Here is a 16588-nt window from a genome sequence, read left to right as displayed (position 1 = left end):
GTTACCATGAAAGCACTGCGAATCTTGATTTTTGTGCTTTGCGGGATTCTTCCTTGGGAGAAGGCATTCGCGCAACCCAGCACTAAGGTGTACGACCTGCTCGAAGGTCGTCGGGACACCAATGACGTGCTGTTTCTACTTCAGGAATCCTCCAAAACCGAAGGCGAACGGGCCACCAACATGGCCGAGCAAGCAGTTTACATTTCGCGGCTGATCAATTATGACCGCGGGGCGGATCTTGGTTTTGAAAGGCTGATTTCAGAATACCTTCGACGCGGAGAATCGGGTCAGGTGCTGCGCACCCGTTTGCAGTTTGGCAACTACCTCCGCGAAAAAGGGCGTTTCGCAGCGATGTTGGACAACGTGATGCAGTTGGGTCAACTTTACCTGCAAAACCGGATTTTCGTGAAGGCCATGTCGACATTTTTGGAAGCCGATACGCTAGCCGCCGCCCACAGGCTTGGAAACCAATATGAAATCGACAAACACCTCGCCTTCGCTGCGCAAAATGCGGGCATAGAAGAGATCGCCAATCAACATTATCAATCGGCGGCGGTCGTTGCGCGTCGACAAGGCAAATGGAAGGATTTGCTTTGGATCATGCAGCAACAGGCATTGCTTGCCCATGATAGCCACCGCTACGACAAAGCATTTGCCATCGATTCGGCCATTTACCACCTCGCAGACAGCATTCACGACGAGGGTTATCGCACGACTGCGATGAATAACTTAGGGCATTCGGCCAAGTATGCAGGCCGCAACGACGCTGCGATGAAGTTCTTTTCGGAGGCCTTGCGGGATGCACAGCGACTCAAAAACGACCTTCTCCAAGCCCAATTGCTCCAGAGTATGGGCATCATGAGTCAAATTCAACACGATTACAAATCAGCAATCGAATTCCTCAACAAGTCCGCCGATAGATACCAAAAAGCTGGATCCTACAGTGCGCAAGCGCAAGTGCTCGACTACCTTGCTTTGGTACATTACCAAAACAACCAGACCTACGAGGCGCTGGTTATGAGCAACAAAGCCATTGAGATTGCCCGGGGAAAAGGTTATCCTGATGTCTTGCAAAGCGCTTACAATACCCGGTCTACGATTTATGAATCCTTGCATGAATACGAACTCGCCTTGGCGGATTACAAGCGGCATTTGAAGCTGGAAGACAGTTTGTCGGCGATTGAACGGCGCAAAAACGACGACATCCTGCAACAGCAGTTTATCCTGGAGCGGATGGAAAAGGAATTGAAGCTCTTTTACATCAACGAAGACATCAAGGAGTCTGAGAATGCCAAGCTGCGTGCCGAGCGGGAGGCAGCAGAAGAAAAGAGTAAAACACTGGCCAAGGAGTCGGAAAATCAGCAACTGATCGCCAACAAAGCCAAGACAGAACTCGAATTGGTGCGCCGGCAACGCCGGCTCGAGCAGCAAAACACAGAAATCACCAACCTCAACCAGGAAAAGGAACGGCAAAAATTGCTTTTGGACTACGAAACATTGCGCGCTGACAGTGTGCGCCAGGCAAATGCCCAACTTGAAATTGAAAAGGCCAATTCGCAACTGGAACTTGACAACGAGAAGCTCAAATTGTCAGAGGAAAGCCTCAAATTGTCTCAAGAAAAGGCCCGAAGCCGCAACTTGTACCTGTTTTTGGCGGGATTGGGGATGGTTTTGTTGATCATTTTTGTGATTCTCCTCCAGTTGAGGTCCAAAAATCGCCGAATAGCCAAGCAGAACCTCATCATTACACTCAATCAGAAAGTGATTGAGGCGGAGCGAGAGAAGTCGGAGGCACTTTTGTTGAATATCCTTCCTGCCGCTGTGGCGGCAGAGCTGAAGGAGAAAGGGGTGTTTACGCCCAAGCATTATGATGCAGTATCGGTTCTTTTCACGGACTTTGTGGGTTTCACCAGCATTTCCGAGCGCATGAGTCCCGAAGCGCTGATCACCACGCTGGACAAGGTCTTTTTGGCCTTTGACCTGATCTGCGAAAAGCACGGGTTGAGCCGTATCAAGACGATCGGGGATTCCTATATGTGTGTGGCAGGCCTGCCGGAGACCGACGCACAACATGCAGCCAATGCTGTCCATGCAGGTCTTGAAATGCTCGACTACATCACCGAATTTAATGCAGCCATTCAAGATCCTCTTTTGCGGTGGAATGTCCGCATCGGGGTCAATTCCGGGCCCGTGGTGGCCGGGGTGGTGGGTATCAAGAAGTTTGCCTATGATATTTGGGGCGATTGTGTGAACACGGCAAGTCGCATGGAATCTAGCGGGGAACCGGGAAAAGTCAATGTTTCGGGGTCCACGCATGATTTGGTGAAGGACCAATTCCGGTTTGTTTACCGCGGGAAGGTAAGCGCAAAAAATAAAGGCGAAGTCGATATGTATTTTGTGACAAGGCCTTAACTTCATCCCTTGTTCGATCTAAGAAGCTGTTGATTTTGGGAGAAAACAATCAGAGACAGTCTAGTATCCTGCGTTTTCTAGGAGTGGAACGCGACGAAGCACCATTGGTGTTTCCGTTGCTGCTCCACAATTTTTTTCTCGGAGCCGGCATTGCATTTCTGTTTACAACTTCGAGTGCAATTTTCATCCATGAGTTTGAAGGGGCGATGCTCGCCTTGGCTTTTGTCGTTGCGGGAGTGGCAATGATGCTCGTCGCGCGTGTTTATGCCCATTTTGAACACAAGCTCGCACTTGAGAAATATCTACCGGCTGTTGTCCTTGCACTTCCTGTGATTGTTTTGATGGTGCGACTCTCCGGCTATATGCTCAACCACGCAGTGGTAGCATTTGCGATGTTGATCGCTTATCGCATCGTCTACATGCTTGCCAACCTCGAGTTTTGGGGCCTTACTTCCTTGGTGTTTGATATTCGGCAGAGCAAGCGGCTTTTTGGGCTGATCGGTTCAGGGGATATTCCTGCCAAAATGTTGGGGTACTTGGCAGTGTCGCTACTTTCAAAAGCGGTTGCCCCCGAAGACTTGCTCTATGCCAGCGTGGTCGCCTTCTTGCTGGGGTTTTTGATGTTGCGAAGGGTATTGCGCAACCCTGCCGCTATTGCACAACTGCATCATCACACCCATCATTCCCATCACCACAAACAAGCTCCGCCTCCCGATCGGTTCCTGCGCAAATTTTTTGGCAGCGAATTCATTTTTGCGCTTGCAGCGTTTGCCCTGCTCAGCAGTTTCGCGATGGGCTTGGTCGACTTTTCATTTTATGGCAAGGTCAAGCATCAGTACCATACGAGCCACGAGCTCGCCTCCTTCCTGGGCTTGTTCATGACGAGTGCAATGGTTGTGACTTTTTCCCTGAAGCTACTCTTCACGGGGAAGCTTTTGCAACGCATCGGCGTTTCGAAGATTTTGCTCTTTCTTCCGATTCTGCTGTTGCTTCCCTGCTTGGTCTTGCTGTTGCCGATTGAAATGACAGGGGATCAGAAGGTGATGTTGTGGTTTTTTTCCATGATGTACCTCGTGCGCGATGTGAGCAAGTACACGTTGGTCGATCCGATGTTCTTGGCATTGTTTCAGCCGCTGAACTCGCATTCCAGACTTCGGGGGCATACGATCATGAAAGGCTTGGTCGATCCATTCGGATTGGTTTGTATCGGGGCAGCAATCTTTGCAGGGGAGACCTATGCCGAAGAATCGATGTTTAAAATTCTCGCTGTTGCCTTGGCTTTGGTCTGCCTCCTATGGACGTACACCGCGCACCGACTGAGCCAAGAGTGGTTGGACATGTTGCGCGACAGCGTGCGCAAGCGATTTTTGGATGGTCAGTCGGTGTCGATCGCTGGCAAACCGATGACAGCCTTGCTGCTCACAAAACTTGAAAGCGGACAGGAAACCGAAGCCATCTATGCCCTAAGGATGTTGGAGGATAATCCTTTGGTGGATTTCAACCAACTGTTAATCCAGGCCCTTGGACGGCCCTTGCCGGCACTGCAACAATTTGTCTTGGAATGTCTCGCCAAACGCGAGGCAACAATCCCGGAAGAATTGCTCTTACGTCTCGCGGCCGATGGAGGCAATCGGCCGCTGCAGCGACTCGCCTCCAAGTTGCTCCTCAGTACCATAAAGGACGCGTCCAAAATCGATTCGTTTACGCGTCATTCAGACGACGCCGTTCGCGGTGGCGCGATTGCCGGCTTGCTTCTCAACAGCGATTCACAAATTCGCAATCGTGGCGAGGATGTGTTGCAACAGTTGATCGGAACAGCAAGGCAGGAGGATTCAAAACTCGCGCTTTGGATCATCGGCGAAACACGGCAGGATGCAAGACATGGTGACGTAGGAAGTTTGCTTGGCTCGGATTCGAATATCATCGTGCAGGATGCGATCCAGACAGCAGGAAAGTTGGGTCACCCTGCACTGTTGCCAGCGCTGATCGCCCTGGCTAAAAAGCCTGCCCATCGCGCCGCAGCGATATTGGCCTTGGCAAATTTTGATGCCGACGATATTTCAAAGTTGGCCGAAGGAAATCATACCGTTTTGCGCGCGTTGTGCAAAATCGGGGGACAGCCGGGATCCGCAGTCAGCACCGAATTCCTGCTGACCCAGATGCATAGCCAAGATGTGCACCTCCGCCGAGAGGCGATCCATGCCTTGATGAAAAGGGGCTTCAAGGCACCCAAAGACAAAAAGGTTGCCGATTTGATAGCCGAATTGCAGCGGCACCTGCAAACGGGGCTAAAACAATACGGATTGCTGTTGGCCTCGGAAAAAGGAATGCAGCTTGCAAATGCGATTCAAGTTGAATTGCGTTCTCTTGCGGATTTGTTGCTCATGAGCTTTACGTTTATACATGACACACGCACGGTGTTGCGCGTGCGCCACGGGCTGCAATTTGAGAATCGCGAACTGCGTGCAGATGCCCTGGAAATTTTGGACCATTTGCTTCCACGTGCCCAGGCAGCACGTGTTTTGCCGCTTTTGGAAGTGATTTTTCTGGGCCGCTCAGACAATACAGATGGCAAGACCTCTACCGAGACAATGCTTCAAAGCTGTATTCAGGTGATGGAAAAGGCTTCAAGCGTGCATGACGCATGGACTTTGTCATTGGCAACCGACCACTATCTTCAATACGGCGGCGCACCGTCTAAGGAGCTCGTTCAAAATGCCATGGCGGCATCCACACCGTTTCTCGCCAAATACTCCCATTGGCTTTCACGCCAATTTCCGTCAATTCTAAACTCCGACCACATGAATGCAACGACTGGAGAAGGTAATGGCTTCTCTCCATTGGAAATTGTGCTGATGCTCAAAGCAAGTGCCCTCTTTTCGGAAACACCGGAAAACACCCTGGCAGAGGTCGCCGCGATTGTCATCGTCGAGCAGGTCCCCGAAGGCGATGTTCTCTTCCAGAAGGGAGACACGGGAGATTGTATGTATTTGATCGCCGAAGGGGAAATCAGGATCGGTGACGGAGCCACCATCTTTGCGACCTTGGGAAAAAATGACTTCTTCGGCGAATTGGCATTGGTGGAAACCGAGCCGCGATCGGCAGACGCTGTTGCTGCGACCGACTGCTTGCTACTGCGCATTGACCAAGACGATTTTTACGAATTGATCGAAGACCGAACCGAAGTGGCTAGGGGCATTTTGGTGATTTTGGCGCAGCGCCTGCGACGCCAAAACGAAATCATTCGGCAGCTGCGTCAAGAGAATCGTTAATCGGCATAACCGGCGACGAACGCCTTGACTTCTTTCAGGCGCTCAAGTTTGCCAGGATTTCGTTCCGCTTGGGCTGTTTTTGTAAAGTAAGCGTGGCTTTCGAGAAAACGCACCTGCATTCTGTTCCAAGCCATTTCGTCGCCAATGACGCCGTGATGGAGGAATTCTTGAAATAGACCGTTCCCGATTCGGTAGAAATCGTCACTTCCAAGGTAGTCTAGGTCAGCGTCACAGAGCACCTCTGCCAGAAGTGTTTTTGGACTTTGCGGAATGCGGGTGGCCATAATGGTCTCACATATCAGATCGATCGCTGCCGAGGAGTATCCGAAACTTGGCAATGCCTCCCGTGCAATCAGGCAGCTTTGTTCTTCATGCAAATGATATTGCTGAAGAAATCCTGCATCGTGGTACAAGGCTGCCGTTTCCAAAAGCACCAAATCTTCGCCGCCAATTCCTTCCAATGGTGCGATCCGCATCGTCGCGGCGACCACATCGCGCGTATGAGATGGCGAATGGTAGGTCAGGTCCGCAGATAATCCTCGGTCAAGCCAATTGAGAATGTAGTGCCGCGCTTCCTCCAGATTCATGAAAACCAGCTTTGCCGTTGCACAAGGCAACCTTTGATTTGGATTAGCAAAAATAGGCCTTTTAGGGCGGTTTCAAAAACAAGAATTGTAAGATGGCATGGCTTGGGTTCCGAAACGTTTTATTTGATGCAATCCGAATTGAAGACTCCGCGTTTCTATGAATGCTGATTTCGGTATATTTATGGAATTGGTTTGGCCATGGAAATTGAAAAACCGCAAACGCGAGATTTGTTGCCCCGCTATACGATTCGGGATTGGGAACAATGGGAAGGTCAGTGGGAACTCATCGACGGATTGGCTTGGGCAATGTCTCCGGCGCCCAATAGCAGGCATCAGGAGCTAAATTTTGAACTTTTGCGTGCTTTCAAGGATAGCTTGAAAAAATGCAAAATGTGCAAGGCTTACTTACCTGTGAATTTCAAGGTAGATGAGTCTACCGTTCTTCAACCAGACTTACTGGTAGTTTGCGATGCCCCCAAGGACTTCACCATCCTTGAGAAAACGCCGGTTTTGGTCGGCCCACCAAGGATTTGCATGTGAAAGCTGCCCAATACGCTGTCAAAGGTGGTCCGTATTATCTGATCGTGCATCCTGAAGAAGAATGGATCCGCATCATGGGTTTGGAAGATGGCGAATATCAGACTTTGTCCGAGCAACGAGACGGACAATTCACCTTTGATCTCGACGAATGCAAAGTAGAGATTGACTTCGGGCAAATCTGGATTTGATCTGTTCGCCGAAGTATTGGAATCTAAGTCCTTCCCCAAAAAAATGCCTAAATTGGGCAGGTTTTTGGGTGAGTTTGCCGGCGAATGAAGATTTCAGCATCGATTTATTCCAGTAAAGACAGGTCCCTGGAGACCTTGGTGACCGAGTTGGAAGCCATTGGCGTGGACTTTGTGCATGTCGATTGCAACGACGACCTCGGCGTGGAGGATGCCATCGCCCGCACGAGGGCGATCAGCAAGTTGCCCATTGACCTGCACATCATCAGCAACGAACCCGAGAAATTTTACGACATGATCGTCCGTCACAAGGTCGAGTTTGTCACCTTGCAATTTGAGCAGATCGCAGACCGCGTCCTCGATTTGCCCGATCTTGGTTGCGAATGGGGCTTGGCCATCGTGACGCCGACACCAACTTCGGTATTCACTGTATTCGCCGCCCAATGCGCCTTCATTCTTTTCATGACCACCACGCCTGGACAAAGCGGGGGCAAATTTGATGCGGCCAATTTTCAGAAAATCCGTCGGTTCCGGCATGACTTTCCGGGAAAGCGCATCCACGTCGACGGCGGCGTCAATGCCGAAATTTCGTTTGTCCTCCGGAACCTTGGCGTTTTCTGCTCCGTTTCGGGCTCATTTCTTGGTCAATGCCGACAGTGTCGCCGTCGCCTATTTGAAGTTGCTCGTCCAAAAAGACCGCAATCACCTGCTTGTACGCGACGTCATGCACGGCCTCGACGAATTGCCGATCCTGCCCATTGCCGGCCTCGATGCACTTCAAGTTTTGCAGACCATCGAAACCCATGCCATGGGCTACTGCCTGCTCACCGATGCCGATGGCCGTCTCGCGGGCTTGGTCACCAATGCCGACGTGCGACGGGGAATGATCCGCCACCTGCGTGACAACCTTCCCCTTGATCCATTCGCGCTTGTAAATCGACAACCCAAATTCATCGAAGCCGACGCCACCATCAGCGAAATGCTGCAAAAGGTCAAAAGCTTTCCTTTTCTCGTGCAATTCATGCCGGTTATCGCCGCTGATCACCGATTGGTCGGCGCCGTCAATTTCAATAACCTCATTCTCGGAGAATTATGATCGTTCACCTTACGCCAGCTGCAACAGAAACGCAGGCAGCCCAGATTTCAGAACAAATTCGTGCGCTTTATTTTCGTGACGGCGACCGTTTTGTGCTCGTCACGGGTGCAAAAGACAATTCATTGGAAGGAATCGATGACCGCCTGATCGAATCCACTTGGGTCATGGACAGTGACATCCAGCTTGCGAGCCGCAAATACATGCCGGAAACCCGTACGGTTCAGATCGATTCCAACCTCGCCATCGGCGGGAAAACCGGCAATACGATGATGATCACCGGCCCCTGCAGCGTTGAATCCTTGGAGCAAATCGAAGTCTGTGCCCAGCTTTGCGTCGAACTCGGCGTGAAAATGCTGCGCGCGGGTGCCTACAAGCCACGGACTTCGCCCTACAGTTTCCAGGGAATGGGCATTGAGGGCTTGCGCCTGCTGGACAAAATGCGCGAAAAATACGGGCTGAAGGTCATCACCGAGGTGCGTGATGCGACCCATGTCGAAGACGTGATTGCATTCGCAGACGTGATCCAAATCGGCGCCAAGGCCATGTATGACCAAGGCATCCTGCGGCGTTGCGCAACGGCAGGCAAGCCAGTCTTGCTCAAGCGCGGCTTTGGATCCACCTTGCAAGAATTTGTCCAAGCCGCCGAATTCCTGCTCTCCGGTGGCAACAGCAACGTCGTGCTCTGCGAACGCGGCATCCGCACGTTTGAGACCAAGACAAGGTTCACCCTCGACCTTTGCGGGGTGGCCTACCTCAAGGAATACACCAATCTGCCCGTGATCTTGGATCCAAGTCATGCCATGGGCTATGCCTACGGTGTGGCCGACCTCGCACGCGCCTGCACCGCCATGGGCGTGGACGGGTTGCTCATCGAATCCCATCCGAATCCCAAGGTTGCAAAGAGCGATGCAAGTCAGCAGCTTGACCATCCGCAGTTCCGGGCATTGATGCAAAGCTTGCATCCGATCGCGGCCGCGGTAGGTCGCCAAATGATCTGATCCATGCAGCCATTCGTCGATAATCTCAAATTTCTGTTTGCGCAAAAGGGCCTGGATCGCCACGTCATTGCACCCAAGCTCAATTGCACTCCAGCTGAATTGCAGCAATGGATGGAGGGCACGGCCGAACCGGATTTGCAGCAATTGCTCACATTGGCTGCTACGTTTCAGGTGAGCGTGGACCGATTCCTAAAGCGCGACCTGACCAACCGCGCCAAGGCTGCAGACATCAAGCTGCTGGTATTGGACGTCGACGGGGTGCTGACTGATGGCGGCATCTACCTCACGGAAAAGGGCGACGAAATCAAAAAATTCCATGCCCGCGATGGGCGGGGCATTATGACCGCCCAGAAATGCGGAATCGAAGTCGCCTTCCTCAGTGGAGGTCAACATTCGGTCGCCGTCGAGGCCCGCGCAGAGCGCCTTGGCATCAAACGTTGGTTTGTCGGGCGCACCGCCAAAACCATCATTTTGGAGGAATGGCTTGCCGCGTCCAAACTCAGCTACGCTCAGGTCGCCTACATCGGTGACGACGCCAATGACCTCGGGGTGATCGCCAAGGCCGGACTCACCGCCTGCCCAGCCGACGCCGCCACCAAAAACCGCGAATCGGTCGACATCATTCTGAACCTTCCCGGCGGTCAAGGCTGCGTCCGCGAATTCATCGAGGAGCATCTGGGGATTGAGGTGGATTGATGATGGGGCTGTTTCATTTGCCACAAAGACACAAAGACACGAAGTCAAGAACACTGGTCTTGGTGCCTTGGTGCCTTGGTGGCAAAACCAAGCAAGCAACCCTATCCTTTGTGTCTTCGTGCCTTCGTGGCGAAACTAATTTCACTATTACCACCTTTGTGTCTTCGTGCCTTCGTGGCCTAATTTTCACAGCTTTCTTATTCCAGATTCATTTCGCCCTAGCCCAAGACACGATCCTGCTGTACGGCGACACCATCCGGGTAGGATCTCTGGAATGGGACATGCAAAAGGACTGGCGCGCCAAAGGCACCCGCATTTCTGAAAACCGCGAACTCTACGGCGACCATGTGCGGATTTTACTGCGCTATCACAGCAATCGCACTGTTTCGGAAATCGTGTTTGGTTACATCGACAAAAAGGAAGGCTTTGTAAGCCATGGTCCGGCCCGCTACTACTTTGACACCGGCCAATTGTTGAGCAAGCGCACATTCATCCAAGGGAAAATGCAAGGCAAAACCGAGGATTTTTACCGGGACGGAAAGTTTCGCGCTCGTGCTTCTGTCGTGGACGGACGCTTGAATGGAAGTTACCAAAGCTATTTCCCCGATGGTTCATTGGAACTTGCTTGCTACTATTTTATGGACAGCCTTGACGGAACCTATCGCACCTTTTATTCAAACCATCAGCCACACAAGATCGCGCATTGGTCACGGGACAAAAAGGTCGGGGTCGACAGCAGCTTCTACGAGAATGGCAAATTGGAGAGCATAGTCCCGTTCGAAGAAGATCAACAACACGGCATCGCCAAGGTATTCCACCGCAACGGCCGCCAATGGACGGAAATGGTGTATGACAATGGCCGATTAGTCGAAGTCTCATTCTCCCAAAGCAAGGAAGGCAACCCACTGGACGTCGGAGGATTCCAAAACGGCGAAGGCTGGGTAAACATCTACAACGAAAACGGCATCCTGATCGAAAGGGACTTTTACAAGGACGGGTACTGGCGGAAAACGCGGAAGGCGAAGGAGTGAAGGGTGAAGTTTTTTTTTTTTAAATTCCACCCTTCCCAAAATTTCCCCCGTATTTTTTTTTTCCCCCCGCCCTTTTTTCTTTCCGCCTTCTTTTTTTTTTTTCTTTCTCTTTCCCCCTCTTTCCCCCCCCCCCCCCCCTTTTTCAATTTCCCCTTTTTTTCCCCGGACCCTTTCCCCACCAACCTCCTCCTTCCTTCTCACACCCCTTTTTCCAAACCAAAAAAATTTTTTTTTCCCTTTTTTTTTTCCCTTTCCTTCTTTTTATTTCCTCCCCCCCCCCTCCCCGTTTTTTCCTTTTCTCCCTCCCCTCTCCCATTTTTCCTTCCCCCAAACCTAAACCAAATTTTCCCTTTTTCCCCCTCTCTTTCCTTTCCTTCCTTCCCTCTTTCTCCCCCTTTTCCTTCCAAATTTCTTGAGGTCAGCCTGCCTGCATCCCAAACTCCTGCAACATCAAGGCAAAAGTCAATTCGTCGGTGAGGTCGGGCTCCATTGCAGGCGCGACTTCCGGAACAGCAGCAAAAGCCTCTTCTTGGTATTTGAACAGGGTCCAACGACCGTCGTGGTATTCCAGACTCGTGAGGTTTTCCATCCAATCGCCACTGTTGAGGTACAGCACGCTGCCTTTGTCGGTGGTGATTTCCCGCATTTCAGGTTTGTGGATGTGGCCGACCATGACCATGTCAAAGCCTTTGGCGATCGCGGCATTGGCGGCAATTTCCTCCCAATTGTGCTTTTTCTTCACCAATCCCTTGACCCAATCCTTGAGCGCCTTGGAAATGTACCGGGGACGTCCGCCAAACTTGGCGAGCAAGGCGTTGAGCATTTTGTTCAGGCGAATGCTGCGGTCATACCAACGACCGCCCCATTTGGCTACCCATTTGTGGTTCATGGATTTGTCAAAGACATCACCGTGAAACACCCAGACTTTTTTGCCGTTTTGTTCCAGCACAACATTGTTGACGATGCTGAACTTGCCCAATTCGAAGCCGAGGTAGCGGCGCATCAATTCGTCGTGGTTGCCGCAGATGTAGTCGATTTGCACACCCTCACGCAGCCATTGCATGAAGTGGCGGATGATGGCGGTATGGTTTTGTGGCCAGAAATGTTTGCGGAACTGCCAAATGTCGATCATATCGCCATTCAAGATCACCCGCTTGGGTGAAATGCTCCTCAAGTATTTCAAAAGCTCATCTGCCCGGCTCCCGTGAGTGCCAAGGTGAACGTCTGACAAGACAACAAGGTCTACATTTCGTTTTTGGAGTGACATCAAACTTCTGTGGAGGTGGGGAGTTGAGAGGGGAGCCCACATCCTTCTTTTCTTTTGCGAAATTAAGCCCGTTCAGCCGGAAATACCACCCCTTTTGGGTCGGGTGTAGAAGTTTAACAACTCATTCGCATTGGCTTAACATCCGCTAGCGGCTACCGATGGGAAACTTGAGTCTGAATGAGGCAAGGCCGGGATTTGCGACGGAACCCAAACGGTTCCCGTCGATGCGAAACCAAACTCCGACTGGTGATTGGCGCTCGATTTGGAGTTCCATCCGGCAAAGCGGAGAAAATCCCTGCGGATTTTGGATCACATGCTGGGGAAACAACCTTGTCGGGATTCCAAGCTGCCGTGGCTGCGCTTGCTGTTGCGTGATGCCGACGTGCAAAGCTGTCGGTGAGTTCTGTGCTTGCATTCGGCCCAAAAGTACATTCGCCAGCAAAATAGCGAGCAAGGAAGCCAAACGGATATGACGTAACATATTCAAAAGCATTCAGGGATTCACATTACGACAAGCTTAACTCCCGGCGAAGAAAAAGAGTTTCATCCACCAGCCCAATTCCTTGTATTGTTTGTGTTCCTTGATCAGGGGACGGCTTTCGGGATTGGATCCGAGGCGTTTCAGCACACGCAGGCTCACATTCGGCGCCCGCAAAATACGCCTAGCATCTTCGGGTGTACAATTGTCGGAGAGCTCAAAAAGTTTCCATTCCGGAAAGCCGGGAGAATCGATGGTTCTGCCAAGGTCATCCAGATCCATTCCACGCAGCAGATCCTCCAGCGCCGATTGGGAAAAACTGAAAAGGTCGCTGCGTTTGACGAGGGCTTCTTTGACGTCACTGTCAGAATCCGTTGCCAAGACCGCAAAAACAGCATGTGGCAAGGGTTGGCGGCGGGCAACTGCAGCACGCACCTGATAATACCTGTCTGAATCGGCCAGTTTTAGCAAAAGCAACGTCCCCGTGCGCGGATGTTTGGCCAAGGCCTCATGCACATCGTCATCGTCGTCACAGAGTTCATAGATTCTGTCGAGGACTTGGGGCTCCAAACTATGATCTTTGAGCATGCGTAGCGCCTTTTCACTGTCCATGGAGCTGGGCAGGCTACCCACCGTGACCTTGAGCGGCTTGGCTTCTGAACCTCGCGTGACAAAAAATGCATGGCTTACGGCGGCAGGATGTAATCTCAACCAAAGGGGATCAGGAAGATAATTGGAGCTGTTGCAATGCGCGCAGACCGGCGTGCGGCTACTGCCATCGACCTTGAGGCCGGCGCCACAAGCGAGACAGGCAAAAAGTACCGGCTCGGTCGCGGTATGCCCGTCCTTGCCCAGTCCTGTACCTGTTTCGTCTTCATGCACCAACAATCCTGCTTCGGGAATCAAGGATAGCACCAACGGCGTTGCCTTGCGCACCCGAATGCGTTGCTGACATCCCGGACAGGCAAAGTGGCCCTGGTCCACGGATTTTCTCATCAGCTCCTCCGGAAAGTCGGTTTTGCATTTTTGACAACGCGGGGGTCGATTGCCGGATTCGATTTTTTCGTTCATCCCGCCCAGGTGCTGCGAGCTGTTGCCATTCCCCGGCTCGAAAGTGAGTGCCTCTTCAATGGTATCATTGTCCAAGCAGGACTCCCACCATTCTTGGCTCAAAGGAATTCCGTTCAGACAATTGTTGCAAAGGACCTCGTTTGTAAAAGCATTGACAGGCACGCCTGCACGACAATGCGGACAGTCGATCGAGATGCGAAAGGTGTATGCGGTAGCAATCATAGCATGAAAGTTATGAAATCAAATGCGAATTTCCTCCAAAGAGAAGCCATGCACTCCACGCAATTGTAGCCGTATAAACACGAAAGCTGAAAAACGGCCGTGTGGTAAATGTTCTTTCCTTCGAATTTGCGAGCAACCATTCCACCCGTTAATTTGTAACATGATCACCACCCAAGACAGATTCCGTGGATGCCTTGTGGGCTTGGCAGTCGGCGACGCCGTCGGCACCACCCTCGAATTCCGCAAGCCCGGCACATTTGAGCCCATCAGCGACATGGTCGGCGGCGGACCGTTTGGCCTGCGACCCGGCTATTGGACAGACGATACTTCAATGGCGCTTTGCCTTGCGGATAGTTTGATCACCCACAAATCGATGAACTTGCGGGATCAGATGGGCCGTTATGCCAATTGGTACCGGCATGGCTACCTCAGCAGCACGGGAACTTGTTTTGATATCGGGAATACGGTTTGCACAGCTTTGCACCAATTCGAGCAAACCAACAATCCCGTCGCGGGCTCGCGTGAGCCGTACACTGCAGGCAACGGTTGCTTGATGCGCCTCGCGCCAGTTCCGATGTTTTATGCAGCGGAACCCGACCAAGCGACCTTGATGTCAGCCGAAAGCAGCCTCACCACACACGGCACTGTCGCCTGTCTCGATTCCAACCGCTACTATGGTGGATTGATTGTTGCCGCACTTCATGGGCTGGACAAGGAGACCATTCTCTCAACGGGCTATCGACCGTTCGGCAAGGTTTGGGAAGTCGGCGAATTGGACGATGCCGTGGACCGTGTGGCCCAAGGCAGCTTCAAGCAGCGCAATCCGCCGGACATTGCGGGAACGGGTTACGTTGTACGGTCCATGGAGGCTGCCTTGTGGGCATTTTACAAATCCGACAACTTCCGGGATGGTTGCCTGCTGGCCGCGAATCTTGGCGACGATGCCGACACCACCGCTGCGATTTACGGCCAATTGGCAGGCGCGTTTTATGGCTACAGCGGTATCCCCGAAGACTGGCGAATCAAACTCAAAATGCACACCGAAATCGTCGGAATGGCGGATGCGCTCTGGGAATTAAGTGGTGTAGGCGAAATCGGATGACATTGCTCACCTAGCCAGAATGCAGGAACAGGGAGCTTTGACAAACTTCGAATTCTGCCTAACTTCCCACTTGGTAATAGTTTTGTTGAAGATGAAAAGCGTTCGCCTCTTGTTGGTGTTCTGTTTGTTGCTGGGATTCTCAGGAACCCTGTCAGCGCAGTGCAGTTCGTTGTACACCACCCCTGAATTTCCGATTGCGACCCATCCGTCGGATGGCCATACCCAAAGCTGGGGTGCCAACCTTTTTATGGCCGCGCAAATGGGTGCTGCAGCTTCGTTTACGGGAATTCAGATCTATGTCGACAACAGTTTTGGTCCGACGACCTATGCCAATCAACAGATTTGGTTGCGCAACACGGCCGTGACCAGCTACCCCAACGCGCAGTATCCGACCACCGCTGGTTTTACGCAATGTTTCACGGGAACCTACAATTTTCCCATGTCGGGACTTTATACGATTGCCTTTAACGTTTCACCATTTGCACATAACGGAACGGGAAACGTCGAAATTCTTTTTGAAAACCGTTCCAATGTCTACCGTGTCAACGAACCGTGGTTCCGGCGCACGCCCACCTATGGTGCCGGCATCTATCGCAGCAAGTGGAACGGCAATTTTGGCGGCGGCTTTTTTCCGGGAACTGCGAATAACGGTTCGGCGGTGCGCCTGACCTATACCTTGAGCCTGACAGCCGCCGGTGGCGGCGGTTGCGGGGTGGTCTTGCCCATGAGCTTCCCGAGCTTTTCGGCCGGCCCCGAAGGCCAATCGGTGCATTGCAGCTGGGACCTCGACATTGCCGTGAGTGAAAACCTCGTGCTTGAGCGCAGCGCCGGCGATGCCAACTTTCAGCCGTTGACAATGGTGGAGGGCGGACAAACCGGCCATTTTGACTGGATCGATTCGCAGCCCAATCCGGGGGTCAACCTTTACCGCCTCCGTGGTCGTGATGCCAATGGCAACGAAATGCTCAGCAGCATGGTGCTTGTGGACATGGGGGATCTGCACAAAACCAAACTTTACGTCAATGCTTCCGCGGAGGGATTGGATCTCGTCGTTGATTCGCCCGATAAACAAACTGCATCCATGGAAATCTGTGACCTTCAAGGAAGGCGTGTTCACACAACGGACCTTGATTTACAATCCGGTCGCAACCATGTAACTGTTCCACTTGTCGTCGCCCGTGGTATTTGGGTGGTACAGGTACGTGTGGCTGGCGAAACACTCGTCGCCAAGGTGGTGCGATAGAAAAACCATTCCCCGTTGATTCCCCCTCTGCGCGCGCTCCAAACCGTGGTAGTTCCCTTCATTTGTGGTAAATCCGACCTTCTATTGGAACAAATTTCAGCTACACGTAGGTTTTGATGGGAATTTGGGAAAAACTGGTCTGTTTTAGGTCACTTCATCGGCGATTTTTTCGCAAAGGCATAGCTAAAACAATTTTTCCACCAATAATTGGGAATAATTAGATGCAGATTGGCTTTTTCGTCAGGTCGGATTGAATTTGAACCATTGAATTTGTAGTCATTTTCTCTTTTTTCCATCTTTCGAATGAAACATTTGGAAAACGGAGACATAAAGCTTCAGGAGGAGCAATTCACTCCAGCAATTTTTAACATGCAAATAAATTTTCAAC

The 16588-nt window shown here is 51.8% G+C and carries 17 protein-coding genes; 11 read left to right on the top strand and 6 right to left on the bottom strand.

The window, feature by feature from the left end:
* Positions 1–6 precede the first annotated feature (6 nt).
* Together IPN95_14715 and IPN95_14710 are read left to right on the top strand one after the other, a co-directional pair.
* A complete protein-coding gene (locus tag IPN95_14715; protein ID MBK9450626.1) occupies positions 7–2412 on the top strand; it encodes a tetratricopeptide repeat protein in 2406 nt (801 codons plus the stop codon).
* Between the two features lie 83 nt (positions 2413–2495).
* Entirely contained in the window at positions 2496–5684 is a 3189-nt protein-coding gene (locus IPN95_14710; GenBank protein ID MBK9450625.1) for a cyclic nucleotide-binding domain-containing protein, read from the top strand.
* Here the strand turns inward: IPN95_14710 and IPN95_14705 are convergent.
* Entirely contained in the window at positions 5681–6271 is a 591-nt protein-coding gene (locus IPN95_14705) for an HD domain-containing protein (GenBank protein MBK9450624.1), read from the bottom strand. The two genes, IPN95_14710 and IPN95_14705, sit on opposite strands and share 4 nt — an antisense overlap.
* A 198-nt stretch (positions 6272–6469) precedes the next feature.
* Between IPN95_14705 and IPN95_14700 the strand changes: the two genes are divergently transcribed.
* The 7 genes from IPN95_14700 (at position 6470) to IPN95_14670 (ending at position 10817) form a co-directional block, all read left to right on the top strand.
* On the top strand, positions 6470–6811 hold the full coding sequence (locus IPN95_14700) for a Uma2 family endonuclease (protein MBK9450623.1): 342 nt from the start codon (positions 6470–6472) through the stop codon (positions 6809–6811).
* Entirely contained in the window at positions 6808–6999 is a 192-nt protein-coding gene (locus IPN95_14695) for a Uma2 family endonuclease (protein MBK9450622.1), read from the top strand. The genes IPN95_14700 and IPN95_14695 overlap by 4 nt, the downstream gene beginning before the upstream one ends.
* Positions 7000–7083: 84 nt before the next feature.
* Positions 7084–7899 carry a hypothetical protein gene (locus IPN95_14690; GenBank protein ID MBK9450621.1) on the top strand — a complete coding sequence of 272 codons (816 nt, stop codon included), beginning with the start codon at positions 7084–7086 and terminating at the stop codon, positions 7897–7899.
* Positions 7880–8092, top strand: coding sequence for a hypothetical protein (locus tag IPN95_14685; GenBank protein ID MBK9450620.1), 213 nt, complete (start codon positions 7880–7882; stop codon positions 8090–8092). The genes IPN95_14690 and IPN95_14685 overlap by 20 nt, the downstream gene beginning before the upstream one ends.
* A complete protein-coding gene (gene aroF / locus IPN95_14680; GenBank protein MBK9450619.1) occupies positions 8089–9090 on the top strand; it encodes a 3-deoxy-7-phosphoheptulonate synthase in 1002 nt (333 codons plus the stop codon). Before IPN95_14685 ends, aroF begins: the two co-directional genes overlap by 4 nt.
* A gap of 3 nt (positions 9091–9093) precedes the next feature.
* Complete coding sequence (locus IPN95_14675) at positions 9094–9786, top strand: helix-turn-helix domain-containing protein (GenBank protein MBK9450618.1); 693 nt, start codon at positions 9094–9096, stop codon at positions 9784–9786.
* 281 nt (positions 9787–10067) lie between these two features.
* A complete protein-coding gene (locus IPN95_14670) occupies positions 10068–10817 on the top strand; it encodes a toxin-antitoxin system YwqK family antitoxin (protein ID MBK9450617.1) in 750 nt (249 codons plus the stop codon).
* 197 nt (positions 10818–11014) lie between these two features.
* Here the strand turns inward: IPN95_14670 and IPN95_14665 are convergent, their stop codons facing one another.
* The 4 genes from IPN95_14665 to IPN95_14650 all read right to left on the bottom strand — a co-directional run bounded on the left by IPN95_14665 (position 11015) and on the right by IPN95_14650 (position 13855).
* Entirely contained in the window at positions 11015–11224 is a 210-nt protein-coding gene (locus IPN95_14665) for a hypothetical protein (protein ID MBK9450616.1), read from the bottom strand.
* A gap of 11 nt (positions 11225–11235) precedes the next feature.
* Positions 11236–12084, bottom strand: coding sequence for a UDP-2,3-diacylglucosamine diphosphatase (locus tag IPN95_14660; protein MBK9450615.1), 849 nt, complete (start codon positions 12082–12084; stop codon positions 11236–11238).
* Positions 12085–12229: 145 nt separating this feature from the next.
* Entirely contained in the window at positions 12230–12565 is a 336-nt protein-coding gene (locus tag IPN95_14655; GenBank protein ID MBK9450614.1) for a hypothetical protein, read from the bottom strand.
* Between the two features lie 36 nt (positions 12566–12601).
* Positions 12602–13855, bottom strand: a complete 1254-nt coding sequence (locus IPN95_14650; protein MBK9450613.1) for a hypothetical protein — start codon at positions 13853–13855, stop codon at positions 12602–12604.
* A 160-nt stretch (positions 13856–14015) separates the two neighbouring features.
* Between IPN95_14650 and IPN95_14645 the strand changes: the two genes are divergently transcribed.
* Positions 14016–14957, top strand: a complete 942-nt coding sequence (locus IPN95_14645; protein MBK9450612.1) for an ADP-ribosylglycohydrolase family protein — start codon at positions 14016–14018, stop codon at positions 14955–14957.
* 91 nt (positions 14958–15048) lie between these two features.
* On the top strand, positions 15049–16200 hold the full coding sequence (locus tag IPN95_14640; protein MBK9450611.1) for a T9SS type A sorting domain-containing protein: 1152 nt from the start codon (positions 15049–15051) through the stop codon (positions 16198–16200).
* Positions 16201–16349: 149 nt separating this feature from the next.
* Here IPN95_14640 and IPN95_14635 read toward each other — a convergent pair whose 3' ends face one another.
* Positions 16350–16496: a hypothetical protein gene (locus tag IPN95_14635; protein ID MBK9450610.1), complete on the bottom strand. Its 147-nt coding sequence runs from the start codon at positions 16494–16496 to the stop codon at positions 16350–16352.
* Between the last annotated feature and the right edge of the window lie 92 nt (positions 16497–16588).

It is taken from the genome of Bacteroidota bacterium (assembly GCA_016718825.1).
Lineage (GTDB): Bacteria > Bacteroidota > Bacteroidia > J057 > JADKCL01 > JADKCL01.
This window is presented reverse-complemented; position numbering and strand designations above follow the sequence as displayed.